This is a genomic window from Mesorhizobium sp. B2-7-2, from assembly GCF_006440775.1.
GTDB lineage: Bacteria > Pseudomonadota > Alphaproteobacteria > Rhizobiales > Rhizobiaceae > Mesorhizobium.
The window spans coordinates 1-16,999 of sequence record NZ_VFTZ01000044.1; the positions used below are offsets into that span (position 1 = coordinate 1).

Sequence of the window (16,999 nt, forward strand, 5' to 3'; positions counted from 1 at the left end):
GATCTACACCGCGCTGTCCGTCGTTCTCATCCTGCCGCTGTCGGTCGCCTTCGGCCTGATGGTCTACCAGCGCGAGGTCGCCGGCGGCACGGCGCTGCGCACGGTGCTGTTTTCCACCTACATGGTGCCGATGATCGCGGTGGCGCTGGTCTGGTCGAAGCTTTATTCGCCGAGCGAGGGACCGTTCAACCAGCTGCTCGGCCTGGCCGGCATCGGTCCGCAGCCCTGGCTCTCCTCGCCGCGCTCGGCGCTGGTCTCCATCGTCTTCCTCAATGTCTGGCAGCAGGTCGGCTATTTCACGGTGCTCGCCATCGCCGGCCTGACGCAGATCCCGGGCAGCCTCTATGAGGCGGCGACGCTCGACGGCGCCAACGGACGCGAGCAGTTCCGCTTCATAACCCTGCCCTTGCTTCGCCGCACGCTTCTGTTCAGCGCGGTCATTGCCATCATCAATGCGGTGCAGGTGTTCGAGCCGGTGGCGCTGATCACGCAAGGCGGACCGGTCGGCTCGACCAACGTGCTGACCTACCACATCCGCCGCGTCGGCATCGAACGCGCGCAGGGCGGGCTGGGCTCCGCCATGGCGGTGATGCTGATGCTGTCGCTGATCGTTTGCGTCTCGGCGCTGTTTGCCTTCGTCAACCGCAAGGACAGCGAATGAGCGCTCCAACCCGATCGCTCACCCGCAAACGCCCATCGGGCCGCCAAGCGCTGCTCGCGACCGCAATGCTTCTGGTCGCCGTCGCATCCGCCTTCCCGCTGGCCTGGATGGTACTGTCCAGCCTGAAGACGCCGGCCGAGACCATGCAGGTGCCGCCGGTCTGGCTCCCGCATACGCCGACCTTGGAGGCCTATGAAAAGGTCGCCGGCGTTATCAATCTTGGGCGCTCGATGTGGAATTCGCTTTTCATCGCCTCGGTCACCACCGCCGGCATCCTGGTCACCAGCATGATGGCCGGCTACGCCTTCGCCAAATATTCCTTCCCGGGCCGCTCGCTGCTCTTCTCGCTGCTGATCGCCACGATGTTCCTGCCGCCGATCGTGACGCTGATCCCACTCTACCGCATGGTCGGCTCGATCGGGCTGAACGCCAGCCTCGCCGGCATCATCGTGCCCAACCTCGCCAACGCGTTCGGCATCTTCCTGATGCGCCAGTTCATCGCCGGCGTGCCGGACGAGCTGATCGACGCCGCGCGCATGGACGGCGCCTCCGAGCTGCTCATCCTCTACAAGATCGTGGCGCCGAGCGTAGCACCCGCGATCGCAGCGCTTGCGCTCTTCGCCTTCGTCTATCACTGGAACAGCTATCTCTGGCCGCTCACCGTGCTGCAGGGCAATGCCGACGCCTATCCGATCGTTATCAGCCTGAGCCGACTGCTCAGCTACAACCGCGGCGCCGTCAACACCGGCCTGGTGATGGCCGGTGCAACGCTCGCCGTGCTGCCGCCGCTGGTGCTCTTCGTCTTCCTGCAGCGCTTCTTCGTCGATTCGATCGTTGGCTCGGCAATCAAGGGGTAGCCATCAGCACGACCGCAGTGTTCATGATTTGATGCCCCGCAGGTAATGCAGGCCGAGCCAGTTGAGCGGGCCGCCTTCTATGCGCTCGAACCCGGCTGCCGCCAGCGGTTCGCGAAGGCGGTGCAGGTCGAATTGGCCATGCGGGCCGTGCTTTGCCGACAGGTGTCTGCGCTCGCCCATCGGTCCGGCGTAATCGATCAGCAGCAGCCGCCCGCCGGGGGGCAGAACGCGCGCGGCCTCACGCAGGCAGAAGCCGTGCCTTGCCTCCGGCACCATATGCAGCACCGTCGTGAAGGTGACGACATCGAAGCGACCTTCTTCGAACGGTAGCTTGGCCGCATCGGCATGGTGAAACGCGATGTCGAGACCCGCCCGGCTCGCCTTGCGGCGGGCGGCGGCAAGCATCTTTTCGGAGACGTCGACCCCAACCACCGATCCACCGGGCTGCACGCGGCGCCAGGCCGAAATCGCCTGGGTGCCGGTGCCACATCCGACGTCCAGCAAGTGGAAGCCCGGCGCCAGGCCGGCCAGATCGAGCATAGCCTCGCGATAGGCCTTGTCGCGCCCACGGGTTAATATGAACACCAGCAGATCATAGAGGCGCGGAAAGCCGATACCCCTGTTGGCCTCATGGCCGATTGCGGCCCCTGCGTGTGCTTCGCTTCGCATATGGTGCATGTTCGTCACGTCCTTTGTTCAGCAGCGCAAGGTCCGGCCGATACCGGCACAGCGACCGCGGCTGGCGCAGTTTCGAAACAGCTCGTATGATAATGGACAGCTTGTTCGGGACTTTCGACGGAAGAAGCGGGTGGAACGTTCGTTACCGGACAATCCGAGCCCGCTGTCCCGGAAAAGTCGCCCAATCCGTGACGGCAAAGGAGCGAAACCAATGCCCCGGGAAATCGACCGGAGGGCCGCCCGCACCCGCAAAGCTCTCCACGAGGCGCTGCTGGCGCTGATGTTGCGCAAAGGCTACGAGGCCCTTTCGGTGCAGGACATTATCGACGAAGCCGATGTCGGCCGCTCGACATTCTATGCGCATTATACCGGCAAGGAGGACTTGCTGCGCAGCGGCTTCCAGATGCTTCGGGAGGAGCTCAAAGAGGCGCAGTCGGTGGCGCCCGCTGGAGCCGAAGCATCGCACGACGATCCGCTAGGTTTCAGCACGGCCATGTTCGAGCATGCGGCCCGATATACCGACCATTACCGCACGATGATCGGCGGGCGGGGCGGCGCCGTGACGGAGAACGAAATTCGCCTTGCGCTGTCGGAAATGGTGCGGCAGGAACTGCCCCCTACTCTTCATGGCGATGCCATCCCGCGCGACTTCGTCGTGCAATTCATCGTCGGCGCCTTCCTCACCACGCTGAATTGGTGGTTCGAGCGAAAGCCGAAATTGTCTCCGTCCCAGGTCGACGCCATGTTCCGGCGCCTGGCGCTCGAGGGGCTTTCACACCTGATGGGCGACGAGCGCCGGCAGGTCGATCTCCCGGCTGCAAGCCGCGATACCGATTGATCGGTCTCAAGGACGCAAGAGACGCAGCGCTTATCCAAACCGCGCCGCCGTCCAAGCCCCTCCCGCCGCGCTCGACTCCACCGCGGCGGCGACAAACTTCACGCCGCGCGCGCCGTCGACCACGTCGGGTACCTGCGCCGCGCGCCCGGCGTCTACGGCAGCACCCGAGCGGTGTGCGCGAATAATGTCGGCGGCGTCGCGGTAGAAATTGGCGAAGGCCTCGATATAGCCTTCGGGATGGGCCGCCGGCATGCGCGAGACGCGCCGGGCTTCCGCCGTCGAGCCATGGCCGCCGCGCACCAGCGTACGGGTTTCCTCGCCATAGGGCGAGAAGCGCAGTTCCTCCGGCCGCGATCCAAACCATTCGAGCCCGGCCTTCTCGCCATAGATGCGTACCGAAAGGTCATTGTAGTGGCCGGGCGAGGTCTGGCTGGCGAGGATCGTGCCGCGCGCCCCGCCCGCCCAGCGCAGCAGCACATGCGCGTTGTCGTCGAGCCGCCGTCCCGGCACGGCGGTGAAGAGGTCGGCCGAAACCGCCTCGGCCTCGAAGCCGGAGACGAAGCTTGCCAGGTTGAAGGCATGCACGCCGATGTCGGCGAGCACCGCCGACTGCCCGGCGCGCGCCGGATCGGTGCGCCATTCCGCCTGCTTCTGGCCCTCGGCGTCGATTGGCCTGGTCAGCCAGTCCTGGATGTAGGCGCCATGCACCGAAACGATGCGGCCGAGCTCGCCCGCCGCCACCATTTCGCGCGCCTGGCGGACCATGGCGTAGCCGGTATTGTTGAGCGTGACGACAAAACGGCGCTGCTTCGCTTTTGTCAGCGCAACCAGCGCCTTGGCCTCGGCAAGCGTCGTCGACAGCGGCTTGTCGCAGATCACGTCGATGCCGGCCTCGAGGAAGGCGGTCGCGACCGGCGCGTGCAGATGGTTGGGCGTGACGATGACCACCGCCTCGATGCCATCGGCCCGCGCCGCTTCGGCCGTCGCCATGGCGCGGTAGTCGGCATAACTGCGCTCACGCGCGATGCCGATCTCCGCGGCGGAGGCTGCGGCATTTTCCGGATCCGAGGACAGCGCGCCGGCGACCAGCGCGATCTGGTCGTCGAGCCGCATCGCCAGCCGGTGCACGGCGCCGATGAAGGCGTTGCGGCCGCCTCCGACCATGCCGACCCGGAGACGTTGACGCGAGATACCGTCAGCGGTTGCATAGACCATGACTGCGATTCTCCCAAGCTTCGGCATGCCGGCCGGCGCGGATGTTTTCGAAATGATATTTCTATTTTTTGTTTTGTAAAACGATTGTGCCGCGTTAGCTTTTTAACCCTAGGACCAGGCGATCGGGCGCATCCGGGAGGACGGGGATCGGACGACGCATCCAATGGTTGGGATCACGATGAGGCATATCCTATGAGCGGCCATCGCGGAGCGGCTGAAGAACCGTCCACAGATCGTCTGGAGACGGCGGCAAGAAAACGGAGCCGTTCGCTGGCAGCGCTTGGCTACACGAAACCGCAAACCTACGAGGAATTGCGGGCGGTGCTTGCGTCGGGAACCGTGCATTTTCCGAAGCGGCTTCGCCAGGTGGCGATCTTCCTCTGGCAGCATCCGAGCGAAGTGGCGTTGGGCACGATCGCGCAAGTGGCGGACCAGGCCGGCGTGCAGCCTTCAACCCTGGTGCGCTTCGCGCAGATCTTCGGCTATTCCGGCTTTTCCGATTTCCAGCTCCTGTTCAAGGACCGCATGAAGGGCTCCTGGCCGGACACGCAAGGCGGCCAGGACAAGGCCGCGGAGCCGAACGCCAACCTGCATTTCCTCAACGGCATGGTCGGTGCCTGCCAGATCTCGCTCGGCCGCATCGGCAATGATTTCGATATCGCGGCTTTCGAGACGATGGTCGATCGCCTGGCGGCGGCCGAGTTGATCTACGTCATCGGCAGCAAGCGCGCCTTCCCCGTCACCACCTATCTGTCGCTGACGCTCTCGCAGCAGGGCGTGCGCAATGTACTGGTCGACAATGTCGGCTCGACGGCGCTCGACCAGGTCGGCTGCATCACGCCGCGCGACGCGGTGCTGGCCGTCTCCTTCAGTCCCTACAATTCGATCACGCCCGATCTCGTCGCCGTGGCGCATGAGCGCAAGGCCTGCATCCTCACCATTACCGACAGCACGTTTTCGCCGCTGGCAAAACTCTCCGACACCTGGCTTGAAGTGGTCGAGCAGGACTTTGGCGGTTTCCGCTCGCTTGCCGCCTCGCTTGCGGTCGGCATGGCGTTGGTCCACGGCGTCGTCGCGCAGCGGACAGGCTGACAAGAGCAATTCCTGGAAAAGTGTGAGCGGTTAAGTTCGGCGTCTTCGCCGTAACCTTCCATCCGGAATTGCGAAAGACAAGGAGATAGAGCGGTTCACCGGTTCCATGAAAACGATGAACCGCTCTAGCACGATTGACTAAAGAGAACCATCGTTCCATATTTTAGAAAATGGAAACTTTGTTCCGGGAGGAGGAATGGAGGTTCGTCTCGACGGCAAGGTGGTGCTGGTCACCGGCGCGACGCAAGGCATCGGCCGGGCGATCGCCGAGACGCTTGCGCGCTCCGGCGCCGCCGGCTTGCTGATCACCGGGCGGGACCAGAAGCGCGGCGATGCTGCCGCCGCCGAACTCTCGGCCATGGGCACTCCCGCCGCCTTCGCTGCTGCCGATCTCGCCGACCCCGAGGCCCCGGCGCGGCTGGCGCAAGCCTGCATCGACCACTTCAGTCGTATCGACGGCCTAGTCAACGCCGCCGGCCTGACCGACCGCGCTTCTTTCGTCGATGGCACGCTCGACGATTGGGCATCGCTGTTTGCCGTCAACGCCCGCGCGCCCTTCTTCCTGATGCAGGCGGCAATCGCCGATATGAAGAAACGCGGACAGGGCGGCTCGATCGTCAACATCCTGTCGATCAACGCGCATTGCGGCTCGCCGGAGCTTGCCGTCTATTCCGCCACCAAGGGCGCGCTGGCGACGCTGACCAAGAACGCCGCCAATGCGCACCGCTTCGACCGCATCCGCGTCAACGGCATCAATGTCGGCTGGACCGACACGCCGGCCGAACGGATCATGCAGGCCGAGACGCTCGGCCACGGTCCGGGCTGGCTCGACGCGGCCAATGCGACACAACCCTTCGGCCGGCTGTTCTCCGTGACCGACATCGCCAATCTTGCCGTCTTCCTGCTTTCCGACGCGGCCGGCCCGATGACCGGCGCGCTGATCGACCAGGAGCAATGGGTGATCGGAGCCAACCGGTGAACGCCGAGATGCTCAGCCCTGCCCTGCTCGGCCGCTTGCCATCGGAGGTTCGCAAGCCGGCTTACGATCGCGCTGCGCTGAAGCCCGGGATCGCTCATATCGGCGTCGGCGCCTTTCACCGCTGCCATCAGGCCGAATACACCGACGATCTTCTGGCGAAGGATTTCGATCGCTGGGGGCTGGTCGGCATCAACATCCGCCTTCCCTTGCTGGCCGACACGCTGGGGCGCCAGGACGGCCTCTACACGCGGCTGATCCGCCAGAACGACGAGGTCGAAGCGCGCGTCATCGGCAGCATCATGCGCGTCGTCGACAGCCAGGACAGCGCGGCGCCGGCGCTGGATGTGCTCGCCTCGCCCGACATCGAGACGGTCACCATGACGGTGACCGAGAAAGGCTATTGCCATATCCCGTCGAGCGGCGCGCTCGACCTCGACCATCCCGATATCGTGCACGACCTCGCCATTCCCGAGGCGCCGCGCAGCGTGCCCGGCATCCTGGCGCGCGCGCTGGAATTGCGCATGGCCACGCATGGCAGGCCGGTGACGCTGCTCTCCTGCGACAACATCCCGACCAACGGCATCATCCTCGGCAATGTCGTACGCACGTTCGCCGAACGGCGCGGCAGCAAGCTGGCGGACTGGATCGAAGCCAATGTCGCCTTCCCGTCGGCCATGGTCGATCGCATCGCGCCGGCGACGACCGAGGTCGATATCGACTCCGTCGAGCAGCGCTTCGGCTACAGCGACGGCGCCGTCGTCGTCGGCGAGCGCTTCCGCCAATGGGTGATCGAGAACCGCTTCGCCGGCCGCGTCCCGCGCTGGGACCTTGTCGGCGCGACCTTCGTCGACGACGTCACGCCATTCGAGCACCTCAAGATGCGTGTGCTGAACGGTGCCCAGACGACGCTCAGCTATCTCGGGGTCTTGGGCGGGTTCGAGCACACTTCGGACGCCATCGCCGATCCGCTTCTGTCCCGTTTCGTCCGGCGCATGCTGACGGAGGAAATGCTGCCGACGCTGACGCCCGTGCCCGGCATAGCGCCGACGGCCTACATCGAGCAGAGCCTGTCGCGCCTCACCAACACCGCAATCCGTCACCGCAACCATCAGATCGCCACCGACGGCTCGCAGAAAATCGTGCAGCGCCTGCTCAACCCGATCCGCGACCGGCTGGCGAAGGGCGAGGGCATTGCGCTCCTCTCGGTGCCGGTCGCCGGCTGGATGGCTTATCTGATCAAAGCTTCTGCCCGCTTCGGCCGCGCCTGGCAGGTGTCCGATCCGTTTGCCGACAAGATCGCCGCCATCGCCGATCGCATCGGTGCGGACACCAAACCGCTCGTCGATTCGATCCTCGCCATCGACGCTATCTTCGACCCGGCCTTGGCCGCCAACGCCAAATTCCGTACCCATGTCGTCGCCGGGCTCGATGGTTTGCTTTCGGGCGATCCGATGGGCTTTGTCGGACAGGTCTGCGCTGGGTCAACCGATGCGCGGTTGAAGCAGCCGGCGCGATCTGCATAGTTAGCAACCGGGAGGGACCATGAAGCTTGGACTGCTGACAGCACCATTCCCCGACACGCCGCTCGGCGAAGTCGCCGATTGGGCGCGCTCGGCCGGCTTCGAGGCGCTGGAAATCGCCTGCTGGCCGAAGACCTCCGGGGCGAGCCGCCGCTATGCCGGCACCAGCCATATTGACGTGGACGTCCCGGCCGCTGAGGCCAAGGACGTCGCCGCTGAGCTCGCCGGCAAGGGCCTGACCATCTCGGGTCTCGGCTTCTATCCCAATCCGCTCCATCCCGACCAAGCGCATCGCGAAGCGGTGATCGATCATCTGAGGAAGGTGATCGTGCTTGCGAGCCGCATGGGCGTGCCGCTCGTCAACACCTTCTGCGGCGGCGACGCTTCGAAGACTATCGATGCCAACTGGGAAGACGCGCAGAAAGTCTGGCCGGCTATCATCGCCCACGCCCGCGAGCATAGCGTAAAACTCGCGTTCGAGAACTGCCCGATGATCTTCAGCTATGACGAATGGCCGGGCGGGCACAACATCGCCTACTCGCCCTATGTCTGGCGCCGCATCCTGGAAGCCTGGGGCGGCGACGTCGGTATGAATTTCGATCCTTCGCATCTCGTCTGGCAGATGATCGACAAGGAGCGCTTCATCCGCGAGTTCGGCGCAAACATGCTGCATGTGCACGCCAAGGATCTGATGATTGATCATGATGGTTTGTACGAGCGCGGAATCCTTTCGGCTGGCATAGGCTGGCAGGTGCCGCGCATGCCGGGGCTTGGGGACATCGACTGGAGCAGGGTTTTTTCGGGGCTCTACCGGGCCGGCTATGACGGGCCGGTCGTCATCGAGCATGAGGACCGGCGCTTCGAGGGGACGGATGAAAAGGTCAAGCGCGGCTTCCTGCTGGCCCGCGACGTGCTGCGTCCTTTCATCAAATGACGAAAAGCTTGGCTCCGACTGAATCAGAGCCTGGAACTGAACTGAAAAAATCAATGTGGAGGAGTACTGAAATGAAAAGACATCTGACCGTGGCCTCGCTCCTTGCCGGCGCCGCGCTGCTTGCCTCGGTGGGCGCCTCGGCCGCCGCCGGCAAGTACACGATCGGCATTTCCAACACCGTGCAGGGCAATGGCTGGCGCGAGGAAATGATCTGCGCGATGAAGGCGCAGGCGCTCGCATCCGGCGAGGTGGCGAAGCTCAACATCGCCCACCGCAACACCGACGCCGCCGGCCAGCTCGAGGACATCCGCAACCTGATCAGCGCCAAGGTCGACGCCATCGTCGTCAACCCGGCCGATCCGGCAGGCATCAAGGCCGGCCTCGAGGAAGCCACCAAGGCCGGCATCGTCGTCGTCGCCGTCGACCAGGCGGTGACAGAGCCGTCCGCCTACATCATCTCCAACAACCAGGAACAATATGCCTATCTCGGCGCCAAGTGGCTGTTCCAGCAGATGGGCGGCAAGGGCGAGGTGCTCTACATGCGCGGCGCCGCCGGCGCTTCGGCCGACTCGGATCGCGACAAAGGCTTCAAGAAGGCGCTCGCCGAATTCCCCGACGTGAAGGTCGCGCAGGAGGTCTTCACCGGCTGGCAGCAGGATCAGGCCAAGCAGCAGATCCTCTCCTTCCTCGCCACCGGCACCCCGATCAACGGCATCTGGACCTCGGGCATCGACAACGTCATCGTCGACGCGCTGGTCGAGCAGCAGGCGCCGATGGTGCCTGTGGTCGGCGCCGACAATGCCGGCTTCGTCGGTCAGTTGAGCTCGGTCAAGGGCCTGGTGGGCGCGGCCGTCACCAATCCCGGCTCGATCGGCGGCGCCGGCGTGACGCTGGCGCTCCAGATCCTGGACGGCAAGAAGCCGGCGCAGCAGACCGTCCTGGTCGAGCCGCAGCTCTGGGAAAACGCCACCGACGAAGGCAAGGCCAAGCTGAAGGGCGTCGTCGACCCCTCGCTCAGCCCCGAATGGCCGGTCTCGATCTCGATCCCGGATTGGACGACTTACACCAAGGATCAGATCATCGCCTGCAAGGGTCCGGGCGAGTAAGAGACGAGACGCCTCTGCCTTCTCCCCTTGTGGGAGAAGGTGGATCGGCGCATAGCGCCGAGGCGGATGAGGGGTGTTCCAGGGGACGCCAACGTCTCACTCCGCTGGAACACCCCGCGCCTTCGGCGACACCTTCTCCCACAAGGGGAGAAGGAGGAGGTCAGCCGCCGCCTGCATTAGTTTCTGGAACGAGAATCACACGATTTGACAACAAACCCGTTGCCGCAAAGCCCTCTCCTCGACGCCACCGGCGTAGCGAAGAACTATGGTGCGGTTGCCGCGCTGCGCAACGCCTCTTTGTCCGTGTTGCCGGGCGAGGTGCACGCGCTGATGGGCGCCAATGGCGCCGGCAAGTCGACACTGGTGAAGATCCTGACGGGGGCGATCAAAGCGGATGCCGGGCGTATCCTGATCCGCGGCCAGCAGCTCGATGTCCGCTCGCCCGCCGCCGCCCGCCGCGCCGGCCTGCTGCCGGTCTACCAGGAACCTTCGCTGATCCCCGATCTCGATGTCCTGTCCAATCTGCGGCTCACCGGCACGCCGGTCGAGCCGTTCCGCGCCTGGGTGCGCGAGCTCGGCATTCCCGACCTCGACATCCGCGAGACGGCGCGTCATATCCCCTTGGCCATCCTGCGCGTGCTCGACCTGGCGCGCGCGCTCGCCGTCGAGCCCGACGTGCTTCTTCTCGACGAGATGACTGCCGCGCTACCGGCGAATCTCGCCGAGAAGGTGCTTGCGGTCGTGCGCCGCCAGGGCGAGGCCGGCCGCTCCGTCATCTTCATCTCGCACCGTTTCGTCGAGATCTCCGCGCTCTGCGACCGCGCCACCGTGCTGCGCGACGGCGCAACCGTCGGTGTCGTCGACATCGAGCCCGGCATCGAGGAAAGAATAGTCGAGATGATGCTCGGCACCCGCATCGAGAAGACGCGCGTCGCCGCGCGCGCGGCGAATGAAGCGGCAGTCGCCGGCGGCGGTCGTCCGCGATTGTCGGTCCGCAACCTGCAGCTTGGCACCAAGCTCAACGATGTCTCCTTCGATCTCGCCAATGGCGAGGTCGCCGGCGTCTTTGCGCTCGAGGGCCAGGGCCAGGACGAGCTCTTCGCCGCGCTTGCCGGCTCGATCCGTCCGACCGGCGGCAGCATCGACGTCGACGGCGCGCCGGTCAAATTCTCGCATCCGAGCGACGCCATCCAGGCCGGCATCGCCTATGTGCCGGGCGACCGCGCCGAGGCCTTGGCCATGCAGCGCTCGGTGCGCGAGAACATCGCGCTGCCCTTTAGCGCGGCGGCGCGCAAATGGGGCCCGATCCGCATGCGCCGAGAGCAGGTGGTGGTTTCCAGCGCCATCGGTAGGTTGCAGATCGACACCCGCGCCCAAGGCGAAGTGCAGCGCCTGTCCGGCGGCAACCAGCAGAAGGTGACCATCGCCCGCTGGATCGCCGCCAACGCCCGCACCATCCTTTGCTTCGACGCGACGCGCGGCATCGATGTCGGCACCAAGCAGGAGATCTATAAGCTGCTGCGCGAGCTCGCCGGTCAGGGTAAGTCGGTGCTGTTCTACACATCCGAGATGGAAGAGGTGCAGCGTGTCTGCGACCGCGTCATCGTCATCTTCGGCGGCCGCGTCGTCGACACTTTCCCGGTCGAAGAAGCCGACGAAGCGGCATTGATGCGGGCGGCCTACGGCCTGCCGCGCGGCGCCAGGGCGGATGTCGGCATCCTTGCGGAGGTCAAACCGGGTTCCAGCGCCGAGGCCGCGTCATGAGCCGCTTCTTGCGCAACCAGGGCTGGGTGGCAGGCCTGTTCGCCCTGCTGATCTTTGTCTTCGTCGTCACCAAGCTGATCCAGCCGGGCTATGGCAGCGGCGATTTCGGTTCGCTGGCGCGGGCGGTTCTGCCTTACGCCTTTGCCGTTGCGGCCCAGACCGTCGTCGTCATCGCCGGCGGCATCGATCTGTCGGTCGCCGCCATGATGGCGCTGACCAGCGTGACCGCCGCCTCGATGATGAACGGCGCCAGCGAGGAATATGCATTGTTCGTCGTGCCCTTCGTGCTGGCCATGGGGTTGGTGCTCGGCGCTCTGAACGGCGTCCTCATCGTCGTCACCCGCGTGCCAGACATCGTAGTCACCTTGGCCATGTTGTTCGTGCTCCAAGGCGCGGCGCTGCTTGTGCTTGGTGCTCCCGGCGGCGCCGCCGCCGAGTGGCTGAAGGCAAGCGTCGTCGGCACCGCGCCCATCCCTAGCCTGCCGGACTGGGCCGACGCCTGGGTTCCGAAAGCCCTGGTGCTCCTCGTCATCTGCCTCTGCATCGTGTGGATTCCGCTCAGGCGCTCGCGGCTTGGCCTCTCCATCTATGCCATCGGCAGCGACGAGCTCGCCGCCTTTCGCAGCGGCGTGCCGGTAGCGCGAACCAGGATCGTCGCCTATGCGCTCTCCGGCCTGTTCGCCGCGATGGGCGGATTGTCTCTCACCATCAGCACCGGCATCGGCGCGCCCATTCCCGGGCCTTATCTGCTCGCCAGCGTCGCCGCCGTGGTGCTGGGCGGCGTCGCGCTCGGCGGCGGCAAGGGCGGCCTGCTCGGGCCGATCATCGCCGTCTTCGTGCTGCGGCTGGTGCGCACCGACCTGACGCTTCTGGCCATCGATCCGAACGTGACCGCCATCATCGAAGGCGCGATCATGGTCGCGGTCGTGATGTTCGGCGCCTTCATCACCATCCGCGGCCGTCCGGTGGGAGCAACGCCATGACCGACATCGCGACCATGCCCCAGCCCGTCTCGTTCGGGCGCCGCTTGAAGCGCTTCATGGCGGACCGGCCGCTCATTCCGCTGATCATTCTTTTGATCGTCCTCGTGGCGATCCTGCAGGTCCTGCGTCCGGGCATCGTCAACGAGCGCTGGATCGCCAACACGGCGAAATTCGCCATCCCGCTGGCGATCCTGGCCGGCTGCCAGACCATGACGATGCTGACCGGCGGCATCGACCTCTCGGTCGGCACCGTGGCGACGATGAGCGCCTTCATCATGGCGACGCAAATCGTCAACCAGGATCCCGCGGTGGCTTTCCTGCTGGCCATGCTGCCCGCCGTGCTGATCGGCCTCGTCAATGGCATCGGCGTCGGCGTGTTTCTAGTGCATCCGCTGATCATGACGCTGGGCACCAGCCTGATAGGTACCGGCTTCCTGCAGGTCTATCAGCGCACCGTCATCGCGTCCGGTGCCAGGATTCCCGATTTCCTCAACTGGCTGGGCACCGGCCTTACCTACGGCTTTCCCAACGCGCTCTTCCTGTTCGTGCCGGTGGCGGTGCTGATCGTCTTCATGCTGAACCGCACCGGCTTCGGCCGCCTGCTTTACGCCGTCGGCGATAATGAACGCGCCGCGCGCCTGTCAGGCGTCCGCTACTGGCAGGTGATCACCGCGCTCTACGTCCTCTCCAGCCTGCTCGCCGGCATCACCGGCCTGCTCTATATCGGCCTGATCAAGGCGCCCTCGCTGTCGCTCGCCGAGCCACTGGTGCTGCCATCCGTGGCGGCAGCCGTCATCGGCGGCACCTCGATCTTCGGCGGTCGCGGCGGCTACACCGGCACCATCGTCGGCGCGCTGATCTTGACCGTACTGACGACGCTGCTCACCATCCTGCAGATGCCCGAAGGCGGCCGCCGCATTTTGTTCGGCTTCATCGTGCTGTTCGTGACGGCGGCGTATTTGAGGATCATCGAGGATCGGTAGTATTTTGAGCTAAGGCATGTCGCGCAAAAGTGTGCAGCGGTTTTGCGGCAACGACATGCATAAAATAAGGATTAAGGCGGCTCATCCCTGTCGCATCGGAGAGGCACCCCTTATGGCCGAGCGTTCGCGTGCTGCTGCAAACAGTCCCGCCGACGATGATCCTCGTCTTGCGTTCATCTATCAGGAGGCGGTGAGAGGTCTCACCCATCAGCAGACCGTGGTGGAGAACATGAGCACCCGCGCCGGGAGCCTGATCTTCGCCACGGCATTCGCGAACTCGCTGCTCGGCGGCGCGGCCCTTTCCGACGGGCTTGGGCTTTGGGAATGGATTGCGGTGTCCCTGCTGTTCAGCATCGGCGGGCTCATCGTCTTCATGCTTTGGCCTTATCACCAATACTCATTCCGCTTCGATCCGGAAGAATTGCTGCATCAATATGTCGATGGCGATGGGCCGGCATCGATGTCGGCGATGCACCGCGCCCTTGCTCTTCGCATCAAGGCGGACATGGCCGCCAACTGGCGAATCATCCAGCGCCTGCGCGTGGCTCTGCAGATCGCGCTGCTCTTTCTGCTGCTCGACATTCTGGCCTGGCTCTTGGCGATTGCGGGCGTCTGAGCCAAAACCGCGCTGTCGCCTTATGCGGGACCAGGACAGGAAGACATCGAGCGAGGGTCGAAGCAGAACATTTGCAAGCCGGCGACGGCGGCACGCATGCGTTACTCGGCGGCCTGCACACGGCTTGAGTCGATGATCGCCCTGATCTCCGAACGGCATGACCCGCAATTGGTGCCCGCGCGCAGCGTCGAACCGATCGCCTCCAGGCTGTCGCATCCCGAGGCGACCGCCGAAGCGAGCTGGTTGGCGCCGACATGGAAGCAGGCGCACACCACGCGCCCGATGGCAGGCATGGGCACGGGCGAGCGACCGGACAGAAGCGCGTGCCGGTCTGCAGCCGAGAGCGGCTGGCGCGTGGCGAGCAACGACACCAGCCAGTCCCGCATCGGCAACTGGTCCGGAGCGGCGACCAGCAAGGCTTCGGCCATGGCCCCGCCTTCGTCGATGGCGGCGGCGCGATAGGCGAGCCCGCGACGGTCGGTGTATTCCAGGAGCTGATCCCGTCGCTGCGCGCCGAGCAGCTTGCGCGCCAGCAGGATGCCCTGGTCCGGCGGCTCGGTCCCGGTGAGTTCGTAGACCCATCCGCCCTCGACAGCATGCCGGCTCCAATGGACGAAACCCGTCGGCCTGAGATCGCGCCGCGTGATGAGCACGCCGGCCCAGCCAGTCTCTTCGCGCACGATCCTGACCGGGACATGCTTGAGCTCCGGCTGGCCGGAATGCGGATCGGTGACCGGTGAGGACAAGAGGCCGGCTGCCGCCCTGGCCGCGAACTGGCCGCTCCAATGCATGGGCATGAAGGCATGGCCGCGCCGCTGCGCGTCGGCCACGCGCACCCTGGCGCGGACGAAGCCGAAGCGGGTTGAAAGATGAGCGAGGTCTCCGCCCTTGAGACGATACGCGGCCGCGTCCGCCGGATGAAGGTCGACCGCGGGCTCCGGCGCGTTCGCCATCAAACGCGGCACGTTTCCGGTGCGCGTCATGGTGTGCCACTGGTCGCGCAGCCGGCCCGTGTTCAAGGCGAGCGGATAGTCGGCATCGACCGTGAAGGCCGTCGCCTCCTGCCGCACCGGCACAAAACGCGCGCGGCCGTCCGGCGTCGGGAAACCACCTTCGGCGAACAATCGTATCTGCTGCTCGCCTCGCTCCGGTGCGGGCCAATGACGCGGCGCGAAAGCGTAATAATCTTCGTCGCTGAGATCAGCCACGCGACCAAGGTCGAACAGGCGCTTGCCGTCGTTCTCGAAGGCGGACAGCGCGGCGTGCTCGCGGAAGATCGCGGCCGGCGTCCGGTAGGCGAAGGCCTCGCCAAAACCCATGCGCGCGGCAACCTCGCAGATGATGCGCCAGTCGGCTTTCGCCTCGCCGGGCGGCGGCAGGAACGGCCGCTGGCGCGAGAGACGCCGTTCCGAATTGGTGACGGTGCCGTCCTTCTCGCCCCAGGCGGCGGCCGGCAGCAGCACGTCGGCATAGCGCGTGGTGTCGGTGCGGGTCACATCCGAGACCGCGACGAAATCGCATTTGGACAACGCAGCGCGCACACGCGAAGCGTCGGGCATCGAGACGGCGGGATTGGTGCCCATGACCCACAAGGCCTTGATGCGACCGTCCGCGACCGCCTCGAACATGTCCACAGCCTTCAAGCCGCCGCGCCGCGCGACGTTTGGCGCATTCCAGAAGCGGGAAACCCGGTCGATATTGGCCTCGTCCCCGAAATCCATATGCGCGGCGAGCTGGTTGGCAAGCCCTCCGACCTCGCGCCCGCCCATGGCGTTCGGCTGTCCGGTGACCGAGAACGGCCCCATGCCGGGCTTGCCGATACGGCCGGTGGCGAGATGACAGTTGATGATGGCGTTGACCTTGTCGGTCCCATGCGCTGACTGGTTGACGCCCTGGCTGTAGACGGTGACCGTCCGCTCGGTCTCGGCGAAGAGATCGTAGAAGGCCTGGACGTCGGCTGCCGCCAGTCCGCAGCCTTTCGCGACGCGCGCGATCGACGGCGCATCGGCGCCGGCGAGCGAAGCTGCCGCATCGAAGCCCGTTGTATGGTCGCGGATGAAACCGGCATCGGTCTTTCCGGCCTGCGCGAGATGCGCCAGCAGCCCGTTGAACAAGAGCACATCCGTGCCGGGATCGAGCGCCAGATGCAGGTCGCACTCGTCGGCGGTTGCGGTACGGCGCGGGTCGATGACGACGATCCTGGTCCCGCGTGCGCTCCGCGCCGCGAGCATGCGCTGGTAGAGCACCGGATGGCACCATGCGGTGTTGGAGCCGGTGAGCACGATGAGATCGGCGCGCTCGAAATCCTCATAGACGCCCGGAACGATGTCCTCGCCGAAAGCGCGGCGGTGGCCGGCGACGGACGAGGCCATGCAGAGCCGCGAGTTGGTGTCGATATTGCCCGAGCCGATGAAGCCCTTCATCAGCTTGTTGGCAACGTAATAGTCCTCGGTGAGCAACTGGCCCGAGACGTAGAACGCGACCGAGTCCGGGCCGTGCTCGGCGACAGCCTGCGAGAATTTCGCGGCCGCGAGGTCGAGCGCTTCGTCCCAGCTCGCCGGCTTGCCGAGAATTTCCGGCCGCAGCAAACGGCCTTCGAGGCCGAGCGTCTCGCCAAGGGCGGAACCTTTCGAGCAGAGCCGGCCGAAATTCGCCGGATGATCGGGGTCGCCGCGGACGGTCGTTGTACCGTCCGCGGCGACCTCGGCGAGCACGCCGCAGCCCACCCCGCAATAGGGGCAGGTGGTCCTCACCTCGCGTGCTTCTTGCATGC

15 protein-coding genes are annotated in these 16,999 nt (G+C 65.5%); 12 read left to right on the top strand and 3 right to left on the bottom strand.

What is annotated here, in order from left to right:
• Both FJ425_RS30620 and FJ425_RS30625 read left to right on the top strand, forming a co-directional pair.
• A partial coding sequence (locus FJ425_RS30620) for a sugar ABC transporter permease (protein ID WP_140727832.1) occupies positions 1-661 on the top strand: 661 nt, incomplete at its 5' end.
• Positions 658-1,518, top strand: coding sequence for a carbohydrate ABC transporter permease (locus tag FJ425_RS30625; RefSeq protein WP_140632643.1), 861 nt, complete (start codon positions 658-660; stop codon positions 1,516-1,518). The genes FJ425_RS30620 and FJ425_RS30625, both read left to right, overlap by 4 nt.
• Before the next feature lie 21 nt (positions 1,519-1,539).
• Here the strand turns inward: FJ425_RS30625 and FJ425_RS30630 are convergent, their stop codons facing one another.
• Entirely contained in the window at positions 1,540-2,187 is a 648-nt protein-coding gene (locus FJ425_RS30630; protein ID WP_181176119.1) for a methyltransferase domain-containing protein, read from the bottom strand.
• 7 nt (positions 2,188-2,194) lie between these two features.
• Here FJ425_RS30630 and FJ425_RS30635 point away from each other — a divergent pair, with 7 nt between their 5' ends.
• The gene (locus FJ425_RS30635) at positions 2,195-3,034 is read left to right on the top strand and encodes a TetR/AcrR family transcriptional regulator (RefSeq protein WP_246673394.1); all 840 of its coding nucleotides are present in this window, start codon (positions 2,195-2,197) and stop codon (positions 3,032-3,034) included.
• A 30-nt stretch (positions 3,035-3,064) separates the two neighbouring features.
• Here FJ425_RS30635 and FJ425_RS30640 read toward each other — a convergent pair whose 3' ends face one another.
• Entirely contained in the window at positions 3,065-4,249 is a 1,185-nt protein-coding gene (locus FJ425_RS30640) for a Gfo/Idh/MocA family oxidoreductase (protein ID WP_140632649.1), read from the bottom strand.
• Between the two features lie 192 nt (positions 4,250-4,441).
• Here FJ425_RS30640 and FJ425_RS30645 point away from each other — a divergent pair, with 192 nt between their 5' ends.
• The 9 genes from FJ425_RS30645 to FJ425_RS30685 all read left to right on the top strand — a co-directional run bounded on the left by FJ425_RS30645 (position 4,442) and on the right by FJ425_RS30685 (position 14,226).
• Positions 4,442-5,341 (top strand): MurR/RpiR family transcriptional regulator, encoded by a 900-nt coding sequence (locus tag FJ425_RS30645; protein ID WP_140632652.1) that lies wholly within the window; start codon positions 4,442-4,444, stop codon positions 5,339-5,341.
• A 196-nt stretch (positions 5,342-5,537) separates the two neighbouring features.
• Positions 5,538-6,320: an SDR family oxidoreductase gene (locus FJ425_RS30650; RefSeq protein WP_140545498.1), complete on the top strand. Its 783-nt coding sequence runs from the start codon at positions 5,538-5,540 to the stop codon at positions 6,318-6,320.
• An 8-nt stretch (positions 6,321-6,328) separates the two neighbouring features.
• Entirely contained in the window at positions 6,329-7,843 is a 1,515-nt protein-coding gene (locus FJ425_RS30655; RefSeq protein WP_246673408.1) for a mannitol dehydrogenase family protein, read from the top strand.
• Positions 7,844-7,862: 19 nt separating this feature from the next.
• Positions 7,863-8,774, top strand: a complete 912-nt coding sequence (locus tag FJ425_RS30660; protein WP_140632658.1) for a sugar phosphate isomerase/epimerase — start codon at positions 7,863-7,865, stop codon at positions 8,772-8,774.
• A 71-nt stretch (positions 8,775-8,845) separates the two neighbouring features.
• On the top strand, positions 8,846-9,880 hold the full coding sequence (locus tag FJ425_RS30665) for an ABC transporter substrate-binding protein (protein ID WP_140727836.1): 1,035 nt from the start codon (positions 8,846-8,848) through the stop codon (positions 9,878-9,880).
• A 219-nt stretch (positions 9,881-10,099) separates the two neighbouring features.
• Positions 10,100-11,644 carry a sugar ABC transporter ATP-binding protein gene (locus FJ425_RS30670; RefSeq protein WP_140632738.1) on the top strand — a complete coding sequence of 515 codons (1,545 nt, stop codon included), beginning with the start codon at positions 10,100-10,102 and terminating at the stop codon, positions 11,642-11,644.
• On the top strand, positions 11,641-12,627 hold the full coding sequence (locus FJ425_RS30675) for an ABC transporter permease (protein WP_140632661.1): 987 nt from the start codon (positions 11,641-11,643) through the stop codon (positions 12,625-12,627). The genes FJ425_RS30670 and FJ425_RS30675 overlap by 4 nt, the downstream gene beginning before the upstream one ends.
• On the top strand, positions 12,624-13,610 hold the full coding sequence (locus tag FJ425_RS30680; protein ID WP_140632664.1) for an ABC transporter permease: 987 nt from the start codon (positions 12,624-12,626) through the stop codon (positions 13,608-13,610). The genes FJ425_RS30675 and FJ425_RS30680 overlap by 4 nt, the downstream gene beginning before the upstream one ends.
• 112 nt (positions 13,611-13,722) lie before the next feature.
• Positions 13,723-14,226: a hypothetical protein gene (locus tag FJ425_RS30685; RefSeq protein WP_181164935.1), complete on the top strand. Its 504-nt coding sequence runs from the start codon at positions 13,723-13,725 to the stop codon at positions 14,224-14,226.
• Positions 14,227-14,327: 101 nt separating this feature from the next.
• Here FJ425_RS30685 and FJ425_RS30690 read toward each other — a convergent pair whose 3' ends face one another.
• Entirely contained in the window at positions 14,328-16,997 is a 2,670-nt protein-coding gene (locus FJ425_RS30690; protein ID WP_140632667.1) for a nitrate reductase, read from the bottom strand.
• Positions 16,998-16,999 lie beyond the last annotated feature (2 nt).